Genomic DNA, 25820 nt, shown 5'->3' with positions numbered 1-25820 from the left:
TTAATAGTGGGTTTCGTATTTTTAGCAGATGAAAGACACCGAACTATTTGCAGCAGCCTTAGCGCTAAAATCACCTTGGTATATCAAGAAAATTGACTTTCGAGATACAGCACAGGGAGAAAAGGAACTCCATATCGAAGTAGACCACCATAAGCGGGTCAAATTTGAGTACGAGGGCGAGCTGTGCCCTGTGCACGATCATCAATTGCGGAGTTGGCGGCATCTGCGTTTTTTCCAACATGACTGCTATCTGCACGCACGTGTGCCGCGGGTGAAGACGGAGTCAGGAGAGGTACGCCTGGTAGCTGTGCCCTGGGCTGAGCCGGGCAGCTCCTTTACCCTTTTGTTTGAGCTTGACGTTCTAAAGCTTATGGATAAAGGCATGAGCGCCTCTGCAGTTGGCCGCCACTACAGCTTTGATTCCCGTATAGCTAGCCGTATAGTGGGCCGCCATGTAAGCAACGCTTTGGCTACTCAGGAGCTAAGAACGGTCAAGGACCTGTCTGTCGATGAGACCTCACGAAAGAAAGGGCACAACTACCTGACCATCCTATGTGACCGGCAAGCTAAAAAGGTAGTAGGCGTATCTCGGGGCAAAGACCAAAAAGCTGTAAGCCATGCACTTATCGATATGGAAGCACGTGGCGCAGACAGGGCTACAGTACGGTCAGTGACTCTAGATATGTCACGCTCCTATATCGCGGCCTGTGAGTCCTACCTTCCACAAGCCGAGATGGTTTTTGACCGCTTTCATTTAGTCAAAAAGCTTAATGAAGCTATTGATACTATTCGAAGAGCAGAACAAAAGCAGTTTAAGGAGGCGCTCAAGCACAGCCGGTATTTATGGCTGCGCAATGCCAGCAAGTTATCTCAAAAGCAGCAACAACGCCTGGACTTGTTAAAAGAAGCATTCCCCAATCTAGGCCAGGCCTACCGGCTCAAAGAGCTATTCCGGGAAGTTTTCGATGCGGCTCAGTTCACCAAGCGCCTCAAGCCGCTCAATGAGTGGATAAAGATGGCTTGGGACAGCGGGATCAAGCCCATCCAGGAGTTTGTCAATATGCTCCATGACCATTGGTACGGTATTAAGACCTACTTCAAAAGATTGGCAAATAATGCTTTCGCTGAAGGGGTGAACCTAAAGATTCAGGAAATAAAGAGAATTGCCAGAGGCTATCGGAACCCACACAATTTCATCCTGATGATCTATTTCAAACTCGGAGGACTTGATTTGAAAATCCACTAAATATGGCGAAGAGCCTAAAAACCCTTAAACTTAGCTATCATGAGCAGAAGAAATTTCAACTTTTGTCATGTACTTAGAGTAAAAAGACTAAACTAAAAACATAAAAGAGGTTTATGAATATCTGGCTAATTTCTCTTTTTGATCCTACACCTTTGGATGAACCAATATATCCAAGATTTATTAGCATTGCCAATGCTGCAGCTGCAAAAGGTCATTTTGTTACTCATTTCACTAGCACTTTTCGACACACAACAAAAACGCATAGATTCGATAAGAGCGTTTCAAAAAAAATCTACGACCGATATACAGTACACTTTACTAGATCCATGGGATACACTAGAAATATTAGCCTCAGACGTTTTCTCGCGCACAGAAATTATGCCAAACGACTAGTCAGTGAATTTCCAGGACGACCAAAGCCTAATATTATTTTCATAAGTATGCCTCCTTTAAGCACAGTTTATGAGGTTACCAAATGGGCCGAAAACCAAGATATACCCGTCGTTATTGATGTTATTGACCCTTGGCCCGATTCTTTTATTAAAGATGTGCCTAACCAGATCAAATCAACAGTAAGGATCTTTCTTAGATCTTTTTATTGTAGACTTAAAATGGCTTTAAAACGTAGTACCGCAGTGACAGCCATTTCAAATGGTTATCTTGATTGGGCAAATAAATTTCATGATGATGACAAACCGGTTGAACTGTTTTATTTAGCAATCGACCTAAATGCTATTCAATCAGAATTACAGCGATATGAGCATGAAAAAGATGATGGTCCATTGCGGCTAATCTATGCAGGAAGCCTTGCAAGTTCTTATGACATACCGACAATTATCGAAGCTGCTAAGATTATCGAACGCAAATATCCGGGTCAGAGTCAATTCATCATCACAGGTAAAGGTCCTCAGTTAGATATAATAATATCGGCTCAAAAGCAGACCAAAAATCTGAAGTATCTGGGATGGTTAAGCAAAGAAGAATTAATTCACCAGTATGCTATTGCTGATGTTGGTTTGATCCAGCATAAGAATAGTTTAACACAAACGATTACTTACAAATTTTTCAACTATATGAGTGCTGGACTTCCTTTGTTAAATTCTTTACAAAGCGAAATGGCTGAATTGATCAAAAAAGAACAGTTGGGATTAAATAATAAGGAACAAGATGTAGATGCCTTGGTTGAAAATATTGAATCCTATCTCAAAGATCCAAGCCTTTTGCATAGACATAGTGCGAATGCACTAGCATTCACTAAAAAATACGGAGATATGCAGGTCGTTTACGGGAGGCTTATTGACTTTTTGGAGCAGCAGGCTAAAATAGAGTCTCATGTCCAATAAGCGAGGATTAAAAGTAATAGTTTCTGACGTCGATTCCAGAAAAGGGTTTGATACTGTCAACATCATTAAAAGATTGTATCAATTTCCAACTATTTTATGCGCAAGTAAAAATGTAAAATATCAGCTTCCGTTCATTTATGGTCAAGATGTTTTCCTATTGAGAAGTCATTCTTACAGTTTATTCGAAAAGGATTTTATTGACATCTTGGAACGTAATGCTTCTTTTCGCTTAGTATACCTTCCTGTATCTGAAAAACCCACTCGTCATTTGTACACTTTTGTGGACAAATATGGACAACCAGATCAACTAAACTATTTATTGCCCTGTAAGGAAGCGTTTAAGATTACCAGTCACAAAGGGCTGTTTCAAGCCCACTGCGAACAAAATGGTTTCTCAATACCTAAATCATTTACAAAATCAAAGGTCTTAACAACTGAATTTTCGTTTCAGCCACTCATTGCAAAGCCTTTCTTTGGAGAAGGCTCAGTAGGTATTAAGCATATTGACCGTCCTGAACAACTATCCCTTATAAAATCCTTAGATTCCAAAAATTATTTAATTCAAGAAAAAATACAGGCTGTGCAGAAAGTTGCCGGAGCATTTTTTCTCTGCAAAAACGGCGAGGTTCTCAACCAGTATACTCATCAGAGGCTACGTACCTTTCCCGAAAATGGAGGGGTGACAGTTTATTCAAAATCGGGAAACAACTCGGAAATACTTCCTATCGGAGCAGAATTGTTGCAATCTCTAAATTGGACGGGACTAGCAATGATTGAATTTATCCAAGATAAAAACTCAAAAGAGTGGAAAATAATAGAATTAAATCCTAGGCTTTGGGGCTCTGTTTTGCTTTCTGCATTCAATGACTCCCGGATGCTTGAAGATTACGTCCGCTATAGTGTGAACTCCGAATCCAAGCCTCAAAAATCTCTCAAAACTATTGAAAATAGGTACATTAGATGGTGGTTTCCGTTTGAACTACTTAGCTTCTTAAAAGGTAAGCTACCTTTCAAAGACTTAATTACATTTGACTTTAGAAAGACTTGCTATATTAATTTCACCTATGCTTCCGCATGCAGTAGCCTCGCATACCTGCTCTATTTTACCGTTAACAGCAAGTCATTTAAACGCTTCCTGAAAAAATTGAGCTAAACTTGGTTGTATTTGATTTTGATAAAACCCTTACCAATGAAGATACCCTTTGGGGATTTTACAAAGAGGTAGATAGCAGTAACCTGTTTTTTTCTTTTAAAAGAGGGATTATTTTGTTTTTTGCCATACTACATAAAGTTAAAATTATTAATAATACGGTATTGAAAAAAATAGGGGTTAGATTATTTCTCAAAGGGAAATCACGGGATTATTTGTTAAAGAAAGCAATCACTTATACTCAAAAAATTCCATTAAACAATATATATAGCATCCATTTTCTTAGCGTCCCTAAAGAAAAGAGATTAATTATTTCTGCATCGTTTGATGTCTACCTTTCTATTCTCTTTCTTGGGGAAAGAGTAATAGGCTCAAGCCTTTACTTTGAGAAAGGAAAAGTCTTGGGCTTGGAAAAAAACATGTACGGAGAACAAAAAAAGTTGGTCCTGAAGGAAAATGGGATTGAAACAATTGAAGCTCTTTATACGGATTCATATAGTGACAAACCGTTAATGGAAATCGCTAATTGTATAAATATCGTAAAAAATGGAACGATTGTCACAAGAACAAAATAAAACCAAGGCTCTGGAGGTAAAATCCGTTTTCTCCGTTGACGTTGAAGACGGTGTAAGTATTGCTATGCGCGACATTTTCAATAAAACAGTACCACAAACTGATCGGGTAATACGCACTACAGAAGTAATATTAGACCTTCTTGCCAAACACCATACCAAAGCAACCTTTTTCACCTTAGCCCAAGTGGCCGAAGCTTTTCCGGCGTTAGTACAAAGAATTGTTTCCGAGGGACATGAATTAGCGGTTCACGGTAACAAGCACCTGTTATTCTCCCAAATGACACCACAATTGGCAAGGCAAGAGCTCAGTAGTGCCAAGAAAAAATTGGAAGATATCTCCGGGCAATATGTTATCGGACATCGGGCACCAGCATTTTCTATATCAGAGCGAACACCTTGGGCAATCGATGTCCTTCTTGAATGTGGATTTCAATATGATAGCAGCATCATGCCAATCAAAGCCAGTCGGTATGGATGGCCTGGATTTTCGGAGAATCCATGTTTACTAATTGGAAACGATAACAGAAAACTTGTTGAAGTACCAATTAAACCCATAAAGCTATTTGGCAAAGCCTTCCCATACAGCGGGGGGTCTTATCTTAGATTATTACCTTACTCTCTGATAAAAACTGGTTTTTCACAAAACCCTACTCAAAGTATTTTGTATATTCACCCATATGAGTTAGATACAAAACAATATCCCGATTATTATTTAGCTGCTTTGAAAAAGGAATCGTTATGGACACAGTTAAAAATGCGCTCTATGTGGTTCAATCGTAAAAATACCATTCATAAATTAGATGATTTACTTTCATGTTTCAGGTTCGACACCATGAAAAACTTTATTAAAGCAACTGAGCAGCAAAAGACTCTAAAAAAAATAAATTTTAGAGAATTAGTAGCTAGAGGAAAAAACTCTACATTATGAAAACTAGTATCCTTCTTCATTTGAAAAACATTCCCGGTTGGCGTACGAAACGCAAACTCATCCTTTTTGCTGTGGATGATTATGGCACGGTACGATTACATTCTAAGCTAGCTAGACTGCAGTTAGATAAAGCCGGGTTACCTGTAAATTCCCGATTTGATGCTTTAGATACTCTAGAAACCCGTGAGGATCTAGAAATGCTTTACGAAACACTTAGTTCCGTAAAAGATAGAAATAGTAACACAGCCGTATTCACACCTTATGCTCTACCGTGCAATATCGACTTTGAACAAATTAAAGAAGATAATTATCAAGGCTATCGTTATGAGCCACTACCCACTACCTACAATAAATTGAGTACTTTACATCCTCAGTCTTATGAAGGAGCGTGGGCGCTTTGGCAAGAAGGAATTACACAGGGTTTTTTACACCCGCAGTTCCACGGTCGTGAGCACCTTAACCTAAAGGTATTTGAAGAGAAACTGCAAAGGAGAGACCATGACATCATGAACGCTCTTGAAAACCGCTCATACACTAGTATTCAACAGAAAGACTATCCTACCATTGGATGGTCGGCTGCTTTTTCTTTCGCCCAAATTGAAGAGTTAAAGCTCTTTCCAGAAGTATTACATTTTGGGCTAGAAGCTTTTAATTCTGTCTTTGGCTATCGGGCTATCGCCTTCACACCTCCTGCTCAGCAGTTCCACCCATCGCTGAATATTGCCCTCTGGAAAAATGGTATACAAGCCATTGATCGTCCATTGACTTACAAACAACACTTGGGTGATGGGAAATATAAACGAGTATTAAGCCGGACACATTGCAATAAGAATACAGGTAAGGTTACTATCACAAGAAATGTCGTGTTTGAACCTACCGAGGAACGGGGTTTGGATTGGGTGAATTTTACGCTTAAGCAAATAGAAGCTGCTTTTCGCTGGAATAAACCTGCGATCATCAGCTCGCATCGGGTAAATTTTTGTGGGCATATAGATCCAAAAAATCGGGTGCAGGGATTGGCAGCACTGCGTACCCTTTTAAAAAAAATAGTAGAGCGCTGGCCCGATGTAGAGTTTGTATCTGTTGCAGAATTAGTACAGCAAATCCAAAAAGCTAAAGGTGTACACGCAAATTAAGTCTATTTTGGATATACTCGCTGCTGCCGTACTGCTTATTGTGCTCGCCCCTATTACCCTGGGACTAATGCTTATTTTGTATATTCAGAACAATGGCCAGCCATTTTTCAGGCAACAGCGTCCCGGTTATCAGGAGCGTCCCTTTTACCTAATGAAGTTCAAATCCATGACCGATGAACGGGACACGAACGGACAGCTATTGCCGGATAACGAGCGGCTGACACCCGTTGGCGCATTTGTACGCAAAAGCTCTCTCGATGAGCTGCCCCAATTATTTAATGTACTGAAAGGTGAAATGAGCATCGTCGGCCCCCGCCCTTTACTATTCAAATACATACCGCTATACTCACCTGATCAGCGCCGCCGACACAATGTAAAGCCTGGCATCACCGGATGGGCGCAGGTCAACGGTCGAAATAGCATCAGCTGGAAGCGCAAGTTTGAATTAGATGTCTACTATGTGGATCATCAGTCCTTTTGGCTAGATATTAAAATCCTATGGCTTACGGTGCAAAAGGTGATACAACGAGAGGGTGTCAACCAAAGTACTGAACGACCTATGCAACCCTTTAACGGCGATAATTAATGTTTGCAAAGCGATTTTTATACCTTGGATATTACATAAAGCAGCTCGACTGGATCAAATTGAGTCGGTTCCAAAGGCATGTGCAGAAAACATCTCACTTGTCTTTGATATCGCAGTGGTATCATTCCATCCGCTCTGTATTCCGCTACAATATTTCGATTGAGGAGTATTATCAATTCCGATTTTATGAGCTTCAGAATAATAAACGTGATACTTACGCTGGCACCGGCTACATGTATGAGTACCAGCGCCGACTGAACCCTCCAGTATACCGAGCAACACTAGCCGATAAAACGCAGTTTCTGGAAAAATATCGGGATTTTGTTCGGCACGAGTTCCTAACCCTTGAAGAATTGGAAAATCATCCAGAAAAGAGTCACGAACTGCTAAAGAATCCGTCCGGAAAAATTGTCCTCAAAAGCTCTGATGGGCAGTGTGGTCGCGGCATCGAAGTCCGGCAAAGCCGGGATTTCACTCCCACTTCTTTGGTACAGCGACTTAAAGCAACTGGCAATGATTTTGTGGAAGCCTTTGTCACCCAGCATCCTGACCTAATGAGACTTTCACCATCCGGCTTAAATACTGTCCGTATCATCACTCAGTTAGATAAAAACGATCAAGTTCATATCATCGGCACCCGCTTACGCATCTCGGTCAATTCTGCTGTCGACAACTTGGCTGCCGGCAATATAGCTGCTTCCATCGACTCGAACACAGGTAAGGTCAACGGTCCCGGCGTCTACAGCGATATCACAAGGTCCGATGAGTATCAACATCCAATTACGGGTGTAGATATTGTTGGCTTTCAAATCCCTTACTGGCAGGAGACGCTCGATATGTGCAAATCTGCTGCATTGCTCGATACCCGTAACCGTTCCATTGGCTGGGACGTAGCAATCACCGATGACGGGCCGGAGCTCATTGAGGGCAACCATGATTGGTGTAAACTGCTGTGGCAATTACCTGTGAAAAAAGGTCTAAAACCAATTCTAGAATCCTTTACGAAAGAACTACAGCAATAACTGTTTGGATTTAAACTTACACTATTTCTGCCTTGGCATACTTTAACCTTTAAACTTTCAACTTTAACCTTGAACATCCTCATCAACGGCATCGGCGGCCCCACTCCCCGGAGCATTGCCCGCTCCCTACGCTGGTGCAGCCGCTATAGCCAATATGAACTCGTAGGCACCGATATAAATCCATATGCTCGGGATTTATACGATTCGACTCTCTACAACAAAACTTACCTCGTTCCTCCGGCAGGGCATCCTAAATATTGGCCCGAGATGGAGCGGATTATTGAAGCGCATGACATTGAAATGGCGTTGGTACAGCCGGAGCTCGAAGTGCTTGCATGGACCAAGCGTGCCGAGGAAAGCGCGCTACCCTGCAAAGCACTGCTGCCTAGTTATGCCTTAGCGCAGCAGCTGACTGATAAAGGGATTATGACGGATATCCTTAAAGATACAGGCTGGGTACCCCCCTCTGTAATAATTGATCCAGATAGCAATAATATTTATGAAGCAGTTAAGGCTTTAGGCTATCCATTTTGGATAAGAGCTACTTCTGGATCCAGTGGCTTAGGGTCATTAAAGGTAGAAAACGAAGCGGCGCTTCGAAATTGGCTTCACATCAACCCTAATGTGAAGCAATTCATCGGCAGTCAGTATCTGCCAGGGCGTAACCTGGCCTGCAAACTGCTCTATTTTGAAGGAAAACTACTTCGAGCTGCCTGTGCGGAGCGAGTCAACTATATTATGTCAAAGGTAGCGCCCTCGGGCATTACTGGTAATACATCCTTTGGCCGTTTAATCAATGAGCCCGATCTTGTACACAGAGCTAGTAAGCTGATGGACCGGATGTTTACTCATGCTAAAGCCCCTAAACATGGTTTTTTCACAGCTGATTTTAAAGAAGATGAAAATGGCACACCATACCTTACTGAGATCAATGTGCGTATGGTAGCATTCAATTACAGCTTCGCAAAAACCGGAGCAAACTTTTCTGAAGATATCGTTAGCTTGATGAATGATGATTCTACTTTCGATAGAAATTATAAAATGTATGAGTTTGAACCTGGTACGATATTCCTAAGAGACGTTGATGCCGAACCTATTTTAATGAATGAAAGAGACTTAAAACATTAGGAGCAATAGTTAAGATATAACTAAATTTTGTGCTTTGATTATTTTGTTGTTTTGATGAAGCACCCTTTCTAACTTGAGATCTTTTGTTCACATCTTTCTTAACCCGCTAAGCCATTTCTGGGTTATTTTATTATTGAGTCTATTCTGTTACTGGCGAAAAGAGAGTAAACTCAGCTTTTATTTGGTACTGTATGCAGTTTTCTGGCTCCTTATGGTTTCTATATCTCCTTTGCCTGTTTACTTGGCGAAACTTGAAGAGTCACAGTACCCATCACTATGGACAATTCCAGATACGCTACGATCTCCGCATATCCTTATTTTAGGAGCTGGCTCAAGCACCGATCCTAAACTCCCACCAAACAATCAACTTTCAACCACAACACTTTCCCGTTTATCAGAAGGGATAAGGCTCTACCGTCAGCACCCTAAAGCAAGGTTAATCGGTTCCGGAAATGCAAAGGAAAAACGCACCCCACAGGCAAAGATAGTAATGAATACTGCTGTCGCAATGGGTGTTAGTCCAAGTGACACCCTTCAAAACACTACTCCGTTCAATACGGAATCTGAAGCGTTGGCTTACTTTAACCGTTTCGGGAATCAGTCAACAGTTATCCTCGTCACAAGTGCCTTGCATATGCCAAGAGCACTTTTTTGGTTTAAGGCAAATGGTATCAATGCTATTTCAGCTCCAACTGATCACTGCGTCAAAATCGATCCCGAAGATTCGCCATATAATTGGAAACCATCAACCCGAAAGATTGAAATTACAGCTGCCCTACTGCACGAGTGGGCAGGCATGATCTACGCCAGGATAAAAACCAGAGGAAGCAACAAAAAAGCAGCTCCTCGCGCTAAAACACAAAAGGATTCGTAATGAGCAATCAAAAGAAAAAAGCCCTAATCACCGGCATCACCGGCCAAGACGGCGCCTACCTCAGTGAACTCCTTCTGGAGAAAGGCTACGAAGTCCACGGCATCAAGCGCCGCGCGTCCCTTTTCAACACCGCCCGCATCGACCACCTGTATCAGGACCCCCATGAGGAAGACCTCCGCTTCATCCTCCACTACGGCGATCTGACCGACAGCACCAACCTCATCCGCATCATACAGGAAGTACAGCCGGATGAAATTTACAACCTTGGTGCCATGTCTCACGTACAGGTCAGCTTCGACGCCCCCGAGTACGCCGCCGATGCCGATGGGCTCGGTACCACCCGCATCCTCGAAGCCATCCGCATCCTCGGCTTGCAGGAGAAGACCCGCTTCTATCAGGCTTCTACTTCCGAGCTATACGGCCTCGTACAGGAAGTCCCACAGCGGGAAACCACCCCCTTCTACCCCCGCTCCCCCTACGCTGTCGCCAAGCTCTACGCCTACTGGATTACCGTCAACTACCGCGAGGCCTACAATATGTACGCCTGCAACGGTATCCTCTTCAACCACGAGAGCCCCCTGCGGGGCGAGACCTTCGTCACCCGCAAGATCACCCGCGCCGTCGCCAAGATCGCCCTCGGGCTTCAAGACAAAGTCTTCCTCGGCAACATGGATGCCAAGCGCGACTGGGGCCATGCCAAAGACTACGTCAAGGGCATGTACCTCATGCTGCAGCAGGATCAGGCAGAGGACTTCGTCCTGGCCACCGGCGTCACCACGAGCGTGCGCGACTTCGTCCGCATGAGCTTCCGGGAGATCGGCGTGGAGCTGGAGTTCAAAGGCGAAGGCGTCAACGAGGTCGGCATCGTCAGCAGCAGTTCCAATCCGGAGTACGCCCTGCAAGTCGGCAGCGAGGTCGTCGCCGTAGACCCGCAATACTTCCGCCCGACCGAGGTGGACCTCCTCATTGGTGACCCTTCCAAAGCCAAGGCCAAGCTGGGCTGGGAGCCGTCTTATGACTTGCAGGCGCTGTGTAGTGAGATGGTGGCGGCGGACTTGGATCTGTTTAAGAGGGATCAGGTGTTGAAGGCGGCTGGGTTTGAGGTAAAAAATGAATTCGAATAGGGGATTTCACGCAGCGGGCGCGGAGGTCTCGCAGAGAATCGCTACGAAGATCAGGTGCTATGCATGAAAACGAAATAGCCACTATCATTTTGGATGAAGCTTTTGCCGTGCATACCCATTATGGTCCGGGCGTTTTTCACGCAGCGGGCGCGGAGGTCTCGCAGAGAATCGCTACGAAGATCAGGTGCTATGCATGAAAACGAAATAGCCACTATCATTTTGGATGAAGCTTTTGCCGTGCATACCCATTATGGTCCGGGCGTTTTTCACGCAGCGGGCGCGGAGGTCTCGCGGAAGATCGCTACGAAGATCAGGTGCTATGCATGAAAACGAAATAGCCACTATCATTTTGGATGAAGCTTTTGCCGTGCATACCCATTATGGTCCGGGCGTTTTTCACGCAGCGGGCGCGGAGGTCTCGCGGAAGATCGCTACGAAAATCAGGTGCTATGCATGAAAACGGAATAGCCACTATCATTTTGGATGAAGCTTTTGCCGTGCATACCCATTATGGTCCGGGCGTTTTCGAGCGAGTTTATGAATCTGCTTTGGAAGGCAGGTTATTGAGTCGGGGTCTTTCTGTATTACGGCAACATACCGTGCGCATTACGGATGAATACATACAGGATGAGCCAGGATTCATTATTGATCTGCTAGTCGGAGGCAAAGTAATTGTAGAATTAAAGTCCGTAGAAAAAATTCTACCTGTACACAAAAAGCAAGTACTAACGTATCTGCGTCTCACGAACCGAAGACTTGGTCTACTGATCAATTTTAACGAAGATCGGCTAAAGAATGGCGTATCCAGAATCGTCAACAATCTAAACAATAATGACCATCCTGAATACTCAATTTAGTTGATTCAAATCAAACCCGCCGCGAGCTACTGCGATCCGTAGCCCCACCGCGTGAAAAAAACAAAAAAAACACCGCGAACCACTGCGTCCCTTTGCGGCTCTGCGTGAAAAAACAAAAAAACCACCGCGAACCACTGCAACCCTTCGCAACACCGCGTAAAAAACACAAAAAAACACCTCCGCGAACCACTGCGTCCCTTTGCGGCTCTGCGTGAAAAAACAAACCACCGCGTGAAAAAAACATCCATGAATAACCAATCAAAAATCTACATAGCCGGCCACCGAGGCATGGTAGGCTCCGCCCTGGCCCGCAAACTAAAAGCCGAAGGCCACGAAAACATTATCACCCGCACCAGCAAAGAACTCGACCTCCGCAACCAAGCCGCCGTCAACCACTTCTTCCAAACCGAAAAGCCCACCCACGTCTTCCTAGCCGCCGCCAAAGTAGGAGGCATCCTCGCCAACAACACCTACCGGGGCGAATTCCTCTACGACAACCTGATGATACAAAACAACGTCATCAACGCCGCGAAGGACAACGGCGTGGAAAAGCTGCTATTCCTCGGCTCCAGCTGCATCTACCCCAAGATGGCCCCACAGCCACTGAAGGAAGACTATCTCCTCACCGGAGAACTAGAGCCCACCAATGAGCCCTATGCCATTGCCAAGATTGCCGGCATCAAGCTCTGCGACGCCTACCGCCATCAATACGGCTGCAACTACATCTCCGTCATGCCCACCAACCTGTACGGGCCCAATGACAACTATGATTTGGAGAAATCCCACGTGCTGCCCGCCCTCATCCGCAAATTCCATGAAGCGAAGAAGCGCGGGGACGAAGCCGTGACGATCTGGGGCACCGGCTCCCCAAAGCGGGAGTTCCTCCACGTAGACGACCTGGCGGACGCCTGCTACTACCTCATGCAGACCTACAATGAGCCCGGGCTCGTCAACATCGGCACCGGAGAAGACATCCCCATCAAAGACCTGGCCCTGCTCATCAAAGACATCGTCGGCTACGAAGGAAAACTGGAACACGACCTTTCCAAACCCGATGGCACGCCCCGCAAGCTCATGGACGTCAGCAAACTGAAAGCGGCTGGCTGGACGGCGCGGATTGGGCTGCGGGAGGGGATTGAGCGGGTGTATGAGGGGTTGAAAAGTGAGGAGTGGTACTAGTAATGTAAGGGTTCACGCCACGAGCGCAACGCAGCAAAGACTCGCAACGTGATGGTACCGTCTCCGCAGCCCATCACCAAACCACGTAGCGAACCGTTGCTTCGCAGCTATCGCCGCGTGAGCCCCAAAAAACTACTCCCCCCGGAACTACTCCCCGGAAAAGAAGGTTTATTAGACAATATCAATCCCTACCGCTATGCCAAAATTTGAATGGGATGAGCACAAAAACGATGAAAACTAAACTAACCGTAGCCGAAGCCCTGCAAAGAGCCAGGGCCGAAGAGCCATTACAAGGCTACCAAGTGGATTTTACCGATCATAAAGTCGAAGCCCTGGAGGCGATGCAGCTTGCCAAAGCCGGGGTAGACGTGCCCGAGGAAAGCATCTACTACGATGATGAGGCTATTGCTGAAGACGAAGCTTTCGAAGGCGAATGGACACCAGTGGCTACCGATGGCCTTGCGGAAGCCGAAGCAGCCCTGAACGTCCGCCTGCAGCTAGACCCGGAGATTAAATATTGGTTAGAACAGCAGTCCATTCCTACCAGCCAGCTCCTCGAACAGCTGCTAGTGAATTTTTACCGTACTGAGCAGCGGCTTAGGAAAGGTTGAGGTATTGCTGGTTGTGCGGCGTGGAGTGGTAGTCAGTAAGCTGCACTTAGAAAGAAGGCTTAACCCTTTAGTGCCCTCAGTGCCTCAGTGGTAAGAGAAAGGTTAACGCAACGAGCCTGTACCGCCCCCGCAGCCCATCACCAAAATCTAGCCAGAAACCCGATAAACATAAAAAGTCGGGCTTAAGAGGTAAAAGGTTCCTGCCAAAGAACTATCTTATACGCAATACGAAGTGGTTTGCGACATCGTAGCAAGCCACTTCCCAGCGTAAATGCTGACATTGAGTAGGTTTGCTGTGGCAAACCACTTAATCGTCAGTATACAAAAGCGGAGGTTTTCAAAAACAATAGAAATAGGATTAATTATGAATAACTATAAGGAACATATCAGCATAGATTCCAATATCCGTTTCGGCAAACCCTGCATAAAGGGCACCCGTATTACGGTTTCAGATATACTAGGATGGTTGGCCTCCGGTATGAGTTATGAAGAAATACTTGAAGATTTTCCCTTGCTAACCAAAGAGCACCTTCTAGCCGCCCTGGCATTTGCGGCGCACCGGGAGCAAATCACGCAAATCATTGCCGCGTAAAATGAAGCTATTGCTCGATATGAAAGTGCGGAACATGGCTTTTTGGAAATTGTTTAGAGATGTTATATTAGCATCTCTTAGGCAGTAAGCTCCACTTAGTAACCCCTTAGTGCCCTTAGTGCCTCTTGTGCCTTAGTGGTAAAACTCCATGGTTCCCCCCTAAGTGCCTAATGCGCCTCAGTGATAAAAACAACCCCATCAAATCAATAAATCAACCTAAAAACAAGACCCTTTGAAAATCGATATTATTGCCGGAGCAAGACCAAATTTCATGAAAATTGCTCCCATCATTGAAGCTATAAAACATACAGATCCGGAGCAGAACAGGCTGACTTATCGCCTAATTCATACGGGTCAGCACTACGACAAAAAAATGAGTGCTGACTTCTTTGAGCAACTAGGCATTCCGGAGCCAGATGTCAACCTTGATGCCCGATCCGGTACTCAGGCTGAGCAAACGGCACGCATCATGACCCGCTACGAAAAGCTGCTTTTGGAAACACCCGCGGATTTATGCCTTGTAGTGGGAGATGTGACCTCCACTATGGCCTGCTCCATCGTTGCCAAAAAGTTAGGGATGAAAGTTGCTCATGTCGAAGCAGGCATACGCTCCTACGATCTCACCATGCCTGAGGAGATCAACCGTATGGTAACGGACAGTATTACAGACTATTTTTTCACTACTTCGGAAGTTGCAAATAACAACCTCCGGAAGGCTGGTATCTCAGAGGAGCGCATCTTTTTCGTTGGCAATACCATGATTGATACTTTGCTCAAAAACCGCCCCCGCTTTACCCCACCTCCCATTTGGGAGGAAGCGAAACTAGAAAAAGGTCAGTACATCGTCATGACAATGCACCGTCCGGCCAATGTAGATGAAGAGCAAAAGCTAAAACGGTTCATGGAGGCTATTCTTAATAATGTACATGGGCTACCGGTTGTCTTTCCAGTTCACCCTCGTACCGCTAAAATGCTTGACCGGTTAGGTATTGAAGCTGATAACCTCCATTTAATCGGGCCACTTCCGTATTTGGAGTTCAATTATCTGGTGGAAAACAGCAAGGCCGTTTTAACAGACTCCGGTGGTATCACCGAAGAAACAACGGTAATGGGCGTACCTTGTATAACCCTCAGAGATAATACGGAGCGCCCGGAAACCATCACAGAAGGAACCAATGAACTGGTTGGAACTGACCCGGCAAAAATAGCCCCTGCTTTGGAACGCGTTTTCAACAATACCTGGAAAACCGGATCAATTCCTGAAAAATGGGATGGGAAAACAGGTAAACGCATCGCTGAAATTTTAAAAAAATTAGGAAATATATCAGCGTAATCAATGCCCATGAATAAAATATACCTCTCCAGCCCCCATTTAGGTCAGGAAGAACTCCACTTCGTCCACCAAGCCTTCGACACCAACTGGATCGCCCCCCTTGGCCCCAACGTTGATGGCTTCGAAGCCGACCTGCAGGACTACAATAAGGTCGCTTACGCCGCCGCCCTGTCCTCCGGCACCGCCGCCATCCACATCGCCCTGCGGCTGTTGGATGTACAGCCCGGCGACTACGTCCTCTGTCAGAGCTTCACCTTCTGCGGCTCCGCCAACCCCATTTTATACATGGGTGCGAAGCCCGTCTTCATCGACTCCGAGCCCAACACCTGGAACATGAGCCCCGCCCATCTTCAGGAAGCCATAGCAGACTTACACCGTCAGGGCATCCGCCCCAAAGCCTGCATCCCCGTCCACCTCTACGGCACCCCCGCCAAGATGGACGAGATCGTCCGCCTCTGCGACAACTTTGACATCCCCATCATCGAAGACGCCGCCGAAAGCCTCGGCGCCACCCTCCACGGCCAGCACACCGGCACCTTCGGCAAGCTCGGCGTCTACTCCTTTAACGGCAACAAGATCATCACCACAAGCGGCGGCGGCGCCTTAGTCTCCCGGGACGAAGCCCTCATCCAACGAGCCCGCTTCCTGGCCACACAGGCCCGCGACCCCGCCCCCCACTATCAGCATACCGAGGTCGGCTACAACTACCGCCTCAGCAACGTCCTGGCCGGCATCGGCCGCGGCCAGATGCGCGTCCTCGATAAGCGCATCGCCCAGCGCCGTGCCAATTTCCAGCGTTACCAGGATTACTTCGCCACCTGGCAAGACCACGGCTACCACATCCAATTCCCGACCGAGCCCGAAGGCACCTTTTGCAACCGCTGGCTCACCACCATCCTGGTAGACCCCAAACAAAACAAAGGCCTCACCCGCGAGGACATCCGCCTGGCCCTCGAAAAAGACAATATCGAAGCCCGCCCGCTTTGGAAGCCGATGCATATGCAGCCGGTCTTCCAGGAGGCTCTTTTTTATGGGGATGGCACTTCGGAGCGGTTGTTTGAGATCGGGCTATGTTTACCTTCAGGTACTAATATGTCGGAAGGGGATTGGGAGCTTATTTTTAAAGTTTTGGATCAGATTATTGCTGACTGGTAAACCTTGTGGGTCGCGGAGCGGTCCAGGGTGAGGTTGAGGTTGGTCTAGAGGCTGCGCCCAGGCGAGGTTAAGGTTGAGATCAGCCGAGGTCTTCCAGGGAGCGACAATTTATTGTCGCCGCCCAAGGATCCCAAGCCTGCTCCATAGACACACCCTCAGCAGCAGTAGCCAGCTCGCTGGCGCGCCTAGAGAACACGCCCCTGCTCGCCTCAACCTTCTCCTCAACCTCAACCTCAGCCTACCCCGTTGCCAAGGCAGGTTGAGGTTGGTCTAGAGGCTGCGCCCAGGCGAGGTTGAGGTTGAGACCACCCGAGGTCTTCCAGGGAGCGACAATTTATTGTCGCCGCCCAAGAATCCCAAGCCTGCTCCATGGACCCGCCATCAGCAGCAGTAGCCAGCTCGCTGGCGCGCCTAGAGAACACGCCCCTGCTCGCCTCAGCCTTCTCCTCAACCCCAACCTCAGCCTACCCCGTTGCCAAGGCAGGTTAAGGTTAGTCTAGATGCTGCGTCCAGGCAAGGTTGAGGTTGAGCGTCCAAGTGCCGCCCACCAAGGGCACGGACGCTCTGCGACCGCCTCCCGGCAGACCAACCTATCGGCACTGCTCGTCCCCCAGTAGGAGACCGTAAACGGTCGGACCAGGAAGCCACATCCTAGCCCTCAACCTTATCCTCAACATCAACCTTTTCCCCAGCCTCTCCCTAATATCCTACAACCAATATTTAGATGACTTTAAAATCTATTTATCTTAAAACCCTCGGCCGTCTCCTCCCCTCCGACTACTTCGCCCGCCGCTACCCCGTTTCCGTCAAAGGCATCTGCTGCATTGACGGTAAGGTCATCCTCCTGCGCAACGAGCGCGGCGAGTGGGACTTCCCCGGCGGCAAGCTCGAAGGCCGGGAGTCCCTCACCGAGTGCCTGCGCCGCGAGATATACGAAGAGCTCGGCATCGCCGTCACCGTAGGCCCCCTCCTCCAAGCCACCACCCTGCGCATCCTGCGCCAAGTCAACGTGGTGGTCCTCCTATACAAATGTTACACTCAATCCCCCGCCGGCGCCCTCCGGCTGAGCGGGGAGAATTTTGAGCTCCGCCTTTTCCCGGTGGAAGAAGCCCTGCAGCTCCGGTTGCCGGAAGCTTACCGGTCGGCTTTGCGGTCGGTGGTGGAGGCGGGGTAGGCTGGGCTGGGCGAGACCTCGCCGAGGTTAAGGTTGGCCCCGGGCAGGCCCAGCCGAGGTTGAGGTTTCCGACTCCGCTAAAGCTACGTCGGACGGAGAAGCACCAGGCTGCGTCCTCCATGGGTACGGCCGCTTTGCGACCGCCTCCTGAAGGCCCAGCGACCGGCAACACTCGCCCCCAAGCCACCGCCCCGGCAGACCCCGCACAGAAGACCAACCCTCGCTCCCCGGCAGGAGACCGCACACGGTCGACCCAAGCAGCCGTAGCCATGCCCTCAACCTCAACCTCGGCACCGACCCCGCCAAAGACCAACCTCAACCTCCCTCAGGAAAAGCCCGGCACTCCCCCGCCAAGGCTAAGGTTAAGGTTAAGGTTCAGCACCAGCCAGCGCCCTCCATGGGCACGGCCGCTTTGCGACCCCCTCCTGGCGACCCAGCGACCGGCAACGCTCGCCCCAAGCCACCGCCCCGGCAGACCCCGCACAGAAGACCAACCCTCGCTCCCCGGCAGGAGACCGCAAACGGTCGACCCAAGCAGCCGTAGCCATGCCCTCAACCTCAACCTCGGCACCGACCCCGCCAAAGACCAACCTCAACCTCCCTCAGGAAAAGCCCGGCACTCCCCCGCCAAGGCTAAGGCTAAGGTTAAGGTTTCCGACTCCGCTAAAGCTACGTCGGACGGAGAAGCACCAGCCTGCGTCCTCCAATGCAACGGCCGCTTTGCGACCGCCTCCTGACGACCCAGCGACCGGCAGCCCGAGACCAACCGACCGGCAACGCTCGCCCCCAAGACCCCGCCCCGGCAGACCAACCCAAGGAGACCAACCACAGCCAATGCCCCATAGGGGCAAAATGTAGGTAACTCCCAAGACCAACCCATGCCTCGTGCCGTAGGTACGAAATGTGAAAGCCCGGAAACCCACCGACCAGCAACACTAGTATTCCAGGACCACCCCAACGAGCACGCCCGGCGAAAGAAGAGCGCCGGGCGAGACAGCCTCACCCACCGGCAACGCTCGCCCCCAAGCCATACCCCCGGCAGACCCCGCCCCGAAGACCCCGCCTGGTCCCCGGCCTTGCAGCGTTTAGGGAAAATCGCGGAGGAGCGGCGTTCACGCAGTGACGTGGATACACTGTTTGAGCCAATACGCCCCACCAACCTGAAAACACAGCATCATGCAGTTCTCCGCGCCCCATTTTCCCACCACGCACCAAGGCGAGTTTGTAGGCACGAGCCGCTCCTCCGCGATTTTCCCGTTAAGAACGATGTACAGCCGTGATTTTTGTTTCTTTTCATCCAGGAAAAGAAAATGTAATACTTGCGCACAAGCCCCACCGACCGGCAACGCTCGAAATTCCAAGCCACCGCCCCCAAGCCACCGCCCCGGCAGGCCCAGCCCAGAAGACCAACCCTCGCTCCCCGGCAGGAGACCGCAAACGGTCGACCCAAGCAGCCGTAGCCATGCCCTCAACCTCAACCTCGGTACCGACCCCGCCACAGACCAACCTCAACCTCCCCCAAGACCCCGCCACAGACCAACCTCATCCTCCCCCAAGCCCCCCCCACAGACCAACCCCAACCTCCCCCAGGAATCTCCCTGCTCTTTATGCCTCCGTGCCGAGAAAAACCCAAAAAAACAATTATCTTCGCAACGACCTAAGCACAAAACGTCCCCATGAAACTCCCATTACACTACCTCCCCGGCAACGACACTGCCGTATCCGGAAACGCATCCAAGTTGATGATTCTGCTCATCGACCTGTTTGCCGCATTGATGTCCTTCTCCTTCGGGCTACTGCTGACTGACAATATGGACATCTACAATCAGGGCATCTTCCTGATTGGGACCGGGCTCATCGTACTGCTCGCCCTGCGCGGGCTGTCCTTTTATATTTTCAAGACCTATCTTATCATCATCCGCTTCGCCGGGCTGAGAGATGCCCGCAATGTCTTTCTGGCAGTGCTGACCTCCTCGGCCGCCTTCTTCATCGCCACCCTCTTCTTCCCCGTGCTGCTCAAGACCGACGACAACTGGAAGATCATTGTGGTAGACGCCGTGGTCCTCATCGCCCTCGCCGGCGGCTTCCGGCTGGCGCTGCGCACCCTGGCTGACGTCAACCGGGGGCGCATGCACAACGGCGCTTCCCGTATCAACACCGCTATCTTTGGGGCCGGGGAACTGGGCGCACAGCTGTATCAGGTGCTGAAGCAAAACGTCAACCACGACTACCGCGTGATGGCCTACTTTGATGACAATGAGAAAGTGCACCGCAAGCACCTCAACGGCATACCGGTCTACAATCCGGACAAAAGCTTTGAAGCCATCATTAAGAAATACCACATCAAGACCGCCATCATTGCCATTGGCCCCAGCCTGGCCGAAGAGCGGCGCATCCGGTTTATCGACCAATGCCTGAAGCACAAGGTGAAGGTCAAGAAAGTGCCCGTCACGGAAGCCTGGATACAGAATGACCTGCAAGTCGACAAGCTGCGGGACATCAAATTCGAGGACCTCCTCAACCGTCCGCCCATCACCCTGAGCCTGAACGCCATTGAGCAATCCATCAAAGGCAAGACCATCCTCGTCACCGGCTGTGCCGGTTCCATAGGCAAAGAGATCGTCCGCCAATGCCTGCGCTTCGAGCCCCACCTTCTGATAGGAGCTGATGTAGCCGAGACCCCCCTGGCCGAGGCCGCCCTGTCCTTTCAGGAGCATATCAAAGCCAGGCGCCTGAAGACCATCATTGCCGATGTCCGGGACGAAGAGCGCATGCGCCGCCTGTTCGAGTCCCACTGCATCGACTACGTCTTCCACGCCGCTGCCTACAAGCACGTGCCCATTATGGAAGACCACCCCGAGGAAGCCATCAAGACCAATGTACAGGGGTCCTACAACATGGCCCGCCTGTCATCCGAGTACAAAGTCGGCAAATTCGTGATGGTCTCCACCGACAAGGCCGTCAACCCCAGCAACGTCATGGGCGCCTCCAAGCGCATCGCCGAGCTCTACGTACAATCCCTGAGCAACCGCAGCGGCAACGAGACACAATTCATCACCACCCGCTTCGGCAACGTCCTCGGCTCCAACGGGTCCGTCATCCCCATCTTCAGGAAGCAGATAGAGAAGCGGCAGCCCGTGACGGTCACCCACAAAGACATCACCCGCTACTTCATGACCATCCCCGAGGCCTGTCAGCTCGTCCTCGAGGCCGGCTCCATGGGCAACGGAGGCGAGATTTTCATTTTCGACATGGGCAAGCCCGTCCGCATCTACGACCTCGCCCAGAAGATGATCCAAATGGCCGGCTTCACCCCCGGGGAGGAGATTGAGATCAAGATATCCGGGCTTCGCCCCGGCGAGAAGCTCTACGAGGAGCTCCTCGACAACGGAGAGAACACCCGCCCCACCCACCACCAGAAGATCAAAATCGCCAGCGTCCGCGCCTGCGACCACAACTCGGTCACCCTGGCCATCCATCAGCTCATCGCCCTGGCCAGCGAAGGGGCACCGCCCCGGGAGATCGTCCGCTGCATGAAGGACCTCGTCCCCGAGTTCACCAGCCAAAACTCCGACTTTGAGGAGCTGGACCGGCCGCGTACGGGGTCGAAGGGTTGAGGTTTCAAGGTTAAAGGGGGCAAAGGTTAAAGGCTCCGGGCAAGCCCTACCGAGGTCCAGGGTGGCCCCGGGCAGGCCCCGCCGAGGTTGAGGTTGAGGTTAAGGTTTCCGTCTCCGCTAAAGCTACGTCGGACGGATAAGCACCAGGCTGCGTCACCTAATGCCACGGTCGCTTTGCGACCGCCTCCTGGCAGACCAAGCGACCGGCACTCCGAGACCAACCGACCGGCACTGCTCGCCCCAAGACCCCGCCCCGGCAGACCAAGCTCCGAAGACGCCGCCTGGTCCCCGGCATTGCAGCGTTTAGCGGATTGGGCTGCGAAAAACCGTGAAGAACGGCTCATTGTTTGAGCCAATGCCTGCAACCAAACTGAAAACCCAGCACTACGCTATTCCCCACAATTCCTATGACCACAATGCACTAAGGCGAGTTTGAGCAGTTTAGGTTTTTCGCAGTTCAATCCGCGTTAAGAACGATGCACAGCCGTGATTTTTGTTTCTTTTCATCCAGGAAAAGAAAATGCCAGATTTGCGCCTAGCCACCGCACCCGCAGACCCACCCTGGAAGACCCCGCCACAGACCAACCTCAACCTCCCCCAGGAAAAGCCCCTTACTTCCTATTAGGCACCAGCAACTCCCGGACATCCACCTCCAGGGCATCCGCCACCTCGTACAATACCTCCAATGGCGGCTGTACGTGATTGGAGCACCAACGCGAGACTGTAGCACGGCTCCGCCCCACCTCCTCCGCTAACCACTTGCTAGACTTTTGCTTGTCTGCCAATACCGCCTTAATCCTGTTGTACCGCCGCATTACCTGATTTATGATTCCTGACAAAATTACGGCATAGCATGAGAGAAGAAAATTTAAAAAATACATGAAACTTTAAAATAGTTGCACGAAATGTAACAAGTTTGTATATTTGCCCTTGTCAGGCCCAAAAAAGCTCAACACAGAGCGGTCTGTCATCCAATTTCAAACCCACACTTGCGACCATTTTCGAACCACTGCCCAACGAAGCCTTGTGCAAAGTTGGGACAGCAAAACTCTTTCTCATGCCGAGAAAAGCACACCGAGGTCGCATACAAGCCCAGGGCGGCGGCCTGGAAGCCAGCGAAAGCTGGTCGCAAGACGAGCCACTGACTGCAAAAAAAGGCCGTACCCTGCTACAGCAGCTCAAAGCCAAACTATCGAAAAAAGAACGCCGGGAGCGGAAACACCACCTGGAAAAACTGGAAGACCTGATCGACCGGGCGGAAGAAACCGGCGGGCTTCATGCCCATTACGGCAAGTCCTTCCAGGACCCCGGCAGCGACATCCGGGTTGATGTGGAAGTACTGGGCGGAACCGCTTTCGTCTGTGTCGTGTTAGCTATTATACTTTGGGCAATCATCCAATAATTCATCATGAGCAATATCTTATATCCCGATTTCCTGAAAGATGAACAGGAGTACGCCGCCACCACCGAGCATTGGACGGCACTATTCAGTGGCCTGATGGCACAGCAAGGCTTTAACTGGTCGCCTTACATCAAAAACCAATTTGGCGATGGCACCCCCATGCGGGATGGCAATCCTATCTTTAATGCCTTTGTCCCCCGCACCGGGCGGGCAGTGCGTATCATACAGCACCCACCATCCCCAAAGGACAGCTTCGTCACCTGGAAAAACGAAACGGAATGGGCAGATGGCACCCATTTCACGGAGCTCGTCATCAGCCTCATCCTTACAGAAAAGACTGAAGGGCAAGCTATAGAAGCAATGAAGGCATGGTTTTCAGCTTCTACGCCTACCCAAAATTAAAGCGAGGAAATGGCGACTCTTATAAACCCCTTATTTCCCAACTTCCTATCCGACTACAACGTCTACCAGCAGGTTGAGGTTTCCGACTCCCCATAACTTGTCCATACGGATGGATATTGGCGCTAAAGCTACGTCGGACGGTTAAGCACCAGCCAGCGTCCCCCAGTGCCACGTCCGCTTTGCGACCGGCACTCCGAGACCAACCGACCGGCAACGCTCGCCCCAAGCCACCGCCCCGGCAGACCCCGCCAAGGCTAAGGTTGAGGTTGAGGTTGAGGTTGAGGACCAGGCTGTGTCACCCAGGGGCACGGCCGCTTTGCGACCGCCTCCCGGCAGACCAAGCGACCGGCACTCCGAGACCAACCGACCGGCAACGCTCGCCCCAAGCCACCGCCCCGGCAGACCCCGCCAAGGCTAAGGTTTAGGCTAAGGTTAAGGTTAAGGTTTCCGACTCCGCTAAAGCTACGTCGGACGGAGAAGGACCTGCCTCCGTCCTCCAAGGCCACGGCCGCTTTGCGACCGCCTCCCGGCAGACCCAGCGACCGGCACTCCGAGACCAACCGACCGGCAACGCTCGCCCCAAGACCCCGCCCCGGCAGACCCCGCCAAGGCTAAGGTTGAGGTTGAGGTTGAGGACCAGGCTGTGTCACCCAGGGGCACGGCCGCTTTGCGACCGCCTCCTGGCAGACCAAGCGACCGGCACTCCGAGACCAACCGTCCGGCAACGCTCGCCCCAAGACCCCGCCCCGGCAGACCCCGCCAAGGCTAAGGCTAAGGTTGAGGTTGAGGTTGAGGACCAGGCTGTGTCACCCAGGGGCACGGCCGCTTTGCGACCGCCTCCCGGCAGACCAAGCGACCGGCACTCCGAGACCAACCGACCGGCAACGCTCGCCCCAAGACCCCGCCCCGGCAGACCCCGCCCCGAAGACCCCGCCCGGCCCCCGGCCTTGCAGCGTTTAGGGAAAATCGCAGGCAGACGACGGCCACGCAGTGGCGCGGATACATTGTTTGAGCCAATACGCCCCACCAACTTGAAAACCCAACACCAAGCTATTCCCTGCATCCCCTTAACCCACCACGCACCAAGGCGAGTTTGTAGGCGCGAGTCGGCTGTCTGCGATTTTCCCGTTAAGAACGATGCAGAGCCGTGATTTTTGTTTCTTTTCATCCAGGAAAAGAAAATGTAATATTTGCGCCTAGCCACTGCCCCGGCAGACCAAGCCCGGAAGACGCCTCGACCGGCACTGCTCGCCCCCAAGCCACCGCCCCGGCAGACCAACCCAGGAAGACCCCGCCTGGTCCCCGGCCTTGCAGCGTTTAGGGAAAATCGCAGGCAGACGACGGCCACACAGTGGCGCGGATACATTGTTTGAGCCAATACGAACCATAACCTGAAAACCCGACATCAAGCTATTCCCTGCGCCCCCTTAACCCACCACGCACCAAGGCGAGTTTGTAGGCGCGAGTCGGCTGTCTGCGATTTTCCCGTTAAGAACGATGCAGAGCCGTGATTTTTGTTTCTTTTCATCCAGGAAAAGAAAATGCTAGATTTGCGCCAAGCCACCGCCCCCGGCAGACCAAGCCCGGAAGACACCTCGACCGGCACCGCTCGCCCACCAAGGCTAAGGTTGAGGTTGAGCACCAGCCTGCGTCACCCAGTGCCACGGCCGCTTTGCGACCGCCTCCTGACGACCCACCGACCGGCAACGCTCGCCCCAAGCCACCGCCCCGGCAGACCCAGCCCCGAAGACCCCGCCCGGCCCCCGGCCTTGCAGCGTTTAGGGAAAATCGCAGGCAGACGACGGCCACGCAGTGGCGCGGATACATTGTTTGAGCCAATACGAACCATAACCTGAAAACCCGACATCAAGCTATTCCCTGCGCCCCCTTAACCCACCCCGCATCAAGGCGAGTTTGTAGGCACGAGCCGCTCCTTCGCGATTTTCCCGTTAAGAACGATGTCCCGGTATAACCGGGAATTTTTGTTTCCTCCGCCTGCCGTAGCTTAAGCGCCAGTATCCATTCGTAGGGACTTATCCGTAGGGATTTATCCGTATGGACTGGCCCGTCCATACGGACAAGTTATGGGAAGGCAAGTTCATCCAGGAAAAGAAAATGCCAGATTTGCGCCAAGCCACCGCCCCGGCAGACCCAGCCCGGAAGACCAACCCTCGCTCCCAGGCAGGAGACCGCAAACGGTCGACCCAAGCAGCCGTAGCCATGCCCTCAACCTTCTCCGGCTGACGTAGCTGAGCGGAGTCAGCAACCTCGGCACCGACCCCGCCAAAGACCAACCTCAACCTTCCCCAGGAAAAGCCAGGCACCGGAGCAGCCAACGCTCAAAGTATACCCTAACGCCCAGCCAACCGACCTCGTAGAGTGTCGA

At 50.6% G+C, this 25820-nt stretch carries 24 protein-coding genes; 22 read left to right on the top strand and 2 right to left on the bottom strand.

Annotated elements, in window-relative coordinates; genetic code table 11:
• Window positions 1-28: 28 nt before the first annotated feature.
• The 20 genes from ACO08I_RS28170 to ACO08I_RS28075 all read left to right on the top strand — a co-directional run bounded on the left by ACO08I_RS28170 (window position 29) and on the right by ACO08I_RS28075 (window position 21630).
• A complete protein-coding gene (locus tag ACO08I_RS28170; protein ID WP_421947082.1) occupies window positions 29-1246 on the top strand; it encodes an ISL3 family transposase in 1218 nt (405 codons plus the stop codon).
• 113 nt (window positions 1247-1359) lie between these two features.
• Window positions 1360-2589, top strand: coding sequence for a glycosyltransferase family 4 protein (locus tag ACO08I_RS28165; RefSeq protein ID WP_421947813.1), 1230 nt, complete (start codon window positions 1360-1362; stop codon window positions 2587-2589).
• Complete coding sequence (locus ACO08I_RS28160; RefSeq protein ID WP_421947812.1) at window positions 2579-3742, top strand: ATP-grasp domain-containing protein; 1164 nt, start codon at window positions 2579-2581, stop codon at window positions 3740-3742. Before ACO08I_RS28165 ends, ACO08I_RS28160 begins: the two co-directional genes overlap by 11 nt.
• Window positions 3743-3744: 2 nt before the next feature.
• Window positions 3745-4314 (top strand): HAD family hydrolase, encoded by a 570-nt coding sequence (locus tag ACO08I_RS28155; RefSeq protein WP_421947811.1) that lies wholly within the window; start codon window positions 3745-3747, stop codon window positions 4312-4314.
• The gene (locus tag ACO08I_RS28150; protein ID WP_421947810.1) at window positions 4286-5242 is read left to right on the top strand and encodes a polysaccharide deacetylase family protein; all 957 of its coding nucleotides are present in this window, start codon (window positions 4286-4288) and stop codon (window positions 5240-5242) included. The genes ACO08I_RS28155 and ACO08I_RS28150 overlap by 29 nt, the downstream gene beginning before the upstream one ends.
• Entirely contained in the window at window positions 5239-6378 is a 1140-nt protein-coding gene (locus ACO08I_RS28145; protein WP_421947809.1) for a hypothetical protein, read from the top strand. Before ACO08I_RS28150 ends, ACO08I_RS28145 begins: the two co-directional genes overlap by 4 nt.
• Window positions 6362-6964 carry a sugar transferase gene (locus ACO08I_RS28140; RefSeq protein WP_421947808.1) on the top strand — a complete coding sequence of 201 codons (603 nt, stop codon included), beginning with the start codon at window positions 6362-6364 and terminating at the stop codon, window positions 6962-6964. Before ACO08I_RS28145 ends, ACO08I_RS28140 begins: the two co-directional genes overlap by 17 nt.
• 98 nt (window positions 6965-7062) lie before the next feature.
• On the top strand, window positions 7063-7986 hold the full coding sequence (locus ACO08I_RS28135) for a sugar-transfer associated ATP-grasp domain-containing protein (protein ID WP_421947807.1): 924 nt from the start codon (window positions 7063-7065) through the stop codon (window positions 7984-7986).
• 69 nt (window positions 7987-8055) lie between these two features.
• Complete coding sequence (locus ACO08I_RS28130; protein ID WP_421947806.1) at window positions 8056-9114, top strand: hypothetical protein; 1059 nt, start codon at window positions 8056-8058, stop codon at window positions 9112-9114.
• A 181-nt stretch (window positions 9115-9295) separates the two neighbouring features.
• Window positions 9296-9988: a YdcF family protein gene (locus tag ACO08I_RS28125; RefSeq protein WP_421947805.1), complete on the top strand. Its 693-nt coding sequence runs from the start codon at window positions 9296-9298 to the stop codon at window positions 9986-9988.
• Entirely contained in the window at window positions 9988-11112 is a 1125-nt protein-coding gene (gene gmd, locus ACO08I_RS28120) for a GDP-mannose 4,6-dehydratase (protein ID WP_421947804.1), read from the top strand. The genes ACO08I_RS28125 and gmd overlap by 1 nt, the downstream gene beginning before the upstream one ends.
• Window positions 11113-11561: 449 nt before the next feature.
• Window positions 11562-11969 (top strand): GxxExxY protein, encoded by a 408-nt coding sequence (locus ACO08I_RS28115; RefSeq protein WP_421947803.1) that lies wholly within the window; start codon window positions 11562-11564, stop codon window positions 11967-11969.
• Window positions 11970-12215: 246 nt separating this feature from the next.
• The gene (gene fcl, locus ACO08I_RS28110; protein ID WP_421947802.1) at window positions 12216-13148 is read left to right on the top strand and encodes a GDP-L-fucose synthase; all 933 of its coding nucleotides are present in this window, start codon (window positions 12216-12218) and stop codon (window positions 13146-13148) included.
• A gap of 230 nt (window positions 13149-13378) precedes the next feature.
• A complete protein-coding gene (locus tag ACO08I_RS28105; RefSeq protein WP_282783299.1) occupies window positions 13379-13759 on the top strand; it encodes a hypothetical protein in 381 nt (126 codons plus the stop codon).
• Window positions 13760-14123: 364 nt separating this feature from the next.
• Window positions 14124-14351: a DUF433 domain-containing protein gene (locus tag ACO08I_RS28100; protein ID WP_421947801.1), complete on the top strand. Its 228-nt coding sequence runs from the start codon at window positions 14124-14126 to the stop codon at window positions 14349-14351.
• Between the two features lie 232 nt (window positions 14352-14583).
• Window positions 14584-15684 (top strand): non-hydrolyzing UDP-N-acetylglucosamine 2-epimerase, encoded by a 1101-nt coding sequence (gene wecB / locus ACO08I_RS28095; RefSeq protein WP_421947800.1) that lies wholly within the window; start codon window positions 14584-14586, stop codon window positions 15682-15684.
• A 9-nt stretch (window positions 15685-15693) separates the two neighbouring features.
• Window positions 15694-16839 carry a DegT/DnrJ/EryC1/StrS family aminotransferase gene (locus ACO08I_RS28090; RefSeq protein WP_421947799.1) on the top strand — a complete coding sequence of 382 codons (1146 nt, stop codon included), beginning with the start codon at window positions 15694-15696 and terminating at the stop codon, window positions 16837-16839.
• 724 nt (window positions 16840-17563) lie between these two features.
• The gene (locus ACO08I_RS28085) at window positions 17564-18013 is read left to right on the top strand and encodes an NUDIX hydrolase (protein ID WP_421947798.1); all 450 of its coding nucleotides are present in this window, start codon (window positions 17564-17566) and stop codon (window positions 18011-18013) included.
• 269 nt (window positions 18014-18282) lie between these two features.
• On the top strand, window positions 18283-18750 hold the full coding sequence (locus tag ACO08I_RS28080; protein WP_421947797.1) for a hypothetical protein: 468 nt from the start codon (window positions 18283-18285) through the stop codon (window positions 18748-18750).
• A 939-nt stretch (window positions 18751-19689) separates the two neighbouring features.
• The gene (locus ACO08I_RS28075; protein WP_421947796.1) at window positions 19690-21630 is read left to right on the top strand and encodes a polysaccharide biosynthesis protein; all 1941 of its coding nucleotides are present in this window, start codon (window positions 19690-19692) and stop codon (window positions 21628-21630) included.
• Window positions 21631-21656: 26 nt separating this feature from the next.
• On the opposite strand, the gene ACO08I_RS28070 is transcribed toward ACO08I_RS28075, so the two are convergent.
• Window positions 21657-21974 (bottom strand): hypothetical protein, encoded by a 318-nt coding sequence (locus ACO08I_RS28070; RefSeq protein ID WP_421947795.1) that lies wholly within the window; start codon window positions 21972-21974, stop codon window positions 21657-21659.
• A gap of 267 nt (window positions 21975-22241) precedes the next feature.
• On the bottom strand, window positions 22242-22445 hold the full coding sequence (locus tag ACO08I_RS28065) for a helix-turn-helix domain-containing protein (RefSeq protein ID WP_421947794.1): 204 nt from the start codon (window positions 22443-22445) through the stop codon (window positions 22242-22244).
• 242 nt (window positions 22446-22687) lie between these two features.
• Between ACO08I_RS28065 and ACO08I_RS28060 the strand changes: the two genes are divergently transcribed.
• Window positions 22688-23032: a hypothetical protein gene (locus tag ACO08I_RS28060; RefSeq protein ID WP_421947793.1), complete on the top strand. Its 345-nt coding sequence runs from the start codon at window positions 22688-22690 to the stop codon at window positions 23030-23032.
• Between the two features lie 6 nt (window positions 23033-23038).
• Window positions 23039-23434, top strand: coding sequence for a hypothetical protein (locus tag ACO08I_RS28055; RefSeq protein WP_421947792.1), 396 nt, complete (start codon window positions 23039-23041; stop codon window positions 23432-23434).
• The last annotated feature ends 2386 nt before the right edge of the window (window positions 23435-25820 follow it).

It is taken from the genome of Phaeodactylibacter xiamenensis (assembly GCF_965229835.1).
Classification (GTDB): Bacteria; Bacteroidota; Bacteroidia; order Chitinophagales; family Saprospiraceae; genus Phaeodactylibacter; species Phaeodactylibacter xiamenensis.
Note: the sequence above shows the minus strand (reverse complement) of the source record. Positions and strands in the feature narration are given on the sequence as shown.

Excerpts from the sequence above, each read along its gene's own strand:
- ACO08I_RS28150 (WP_421947810.1), top strand. The coding sequence starts at position 4,286 with ATGGAACGATTGTCACAAGAACAAAATAAAACCAAGGCTCTGGAGGTA.
- ACO08I_RS28080 (WP_421947797.1), top strand. The coding sequence starts at position 18,283 with ATGCCCTCAACCTCAACCTCGGCACCGACCCCGCCAAAGACCAACCTC.
- ACO08I_RS28145 (WP_421947809.1), top strand. The coding sequence starts at position 5,239 with ATGAAAACTAGTATCCTTCTTCATTTGAAAAACATTCCCGGTTGGCGT.
- fcl (WP_421947802.1), top strand. The coding sequence starts at position 12,216 with ATGAATAACCAATCAAAAATCTACATAGCCGGCCACCGAGGCATGGTA.
- ACO08I_RS28160 (WP_421947812.1), top strand. The coding sequence starts at position 2,579 with ATGTCCAATAAGCGAGGATTAAAAGTAATAGTTTCTGACGTCGATTCC.
- ACO08I_RS28060 (WP_421947793.1), top strand. The coding sequence starts at position 22,688 with ATGCCGAGAAAAGCACACCGAGGTCGCATACAAGCCCAGGGCGGCGGC.
- ACO08I_RS28065 (WP_421947794.1), bottom strand. The coding sequence starts at position 22,445 with ATGCGGCGGTACAACAGGATTAAGGCGGTATTGGCAGACAAGCAAAAG.
- ACO08I_RS28090 (WP_421947799.1), top strand. The coding sequence starts at position 15,694 with ATGAATAAAATATACCTCTCCAGCCCCCATTTAGGTCAGGAAGAACTC.
- ACO08I_RS28075 (WP_421947796.1), top strand. The coding sequence starts at position 19,690 with ATGAAACTCCCATTACACTACCTCCCCGGCAACGACACTGCCGTATCC.
- ACO08I_RS28085 (WP_421947798.1), top strand. The coding sequence starts at position 17,564 with ATGACTTTAAAATCTATTTATCTTAAAACCCTCGGCCGTCTCCTCCCC.
- ACO08I_RS28055 (WP_421947792.1), top strand. The coding sequence starts at position 23,039 with ATGAGCAATATCTTATATCCCGATTTCCTGAAAGATGAACAGGAGTAC.
- ACO08I_RS28165 (WP_421947813.1), top strand. The coding sequence starts at position 1,360 with ATGAATATCTGGCTAATTTCTCTTTTTGATCCTACACCTTTGGATGAA.
- ACO08I_RS28070 (WP_421947795.1), bottom strand. The coding sequence starts at position 21,974 with ATGAGCCGTTCTTCACGGTTTTTCGCAGCCCAATCCGCTAAACGCTGC.
- ACO08I_RS28115 (WP_421947803.1), top strand. The coding sequence starts at position 11,562 with ATGCATGAAAACGGAATAGCCACTATCATTTTGGATGAAGCTTTTGCC.
- ACO08I_RS28105 (WP_282783299.1), top strand. The coding sequence starts at position 13,379 with ATGAAAACTAAACTAACCGTAGCCGAAGCCCTGCAAAGAGCCAGGGCC.
- ACO08I_RS28170 (WP_421947082.1), top strand. The coding sequence starts at position 29 with ATGAAAGACACCGAACTATTTGCAGCAGCCTTAGCGCTAAAATCACCT.
- ACO08I_RS28100 (WP_421947801.1), top strand. The coding sequence starts at position 14,124 with ATGAATAACTATAAGGAACATATCAGCATAGATTCCAATATCCGTTTC.
- gmd (WP_421947804.1), top strand. The coding sequence starts at position 9,988 with ATGAGCAATCAAAAGAAAAAAGCCCTAATCACCGGCATCACCGGCCAA.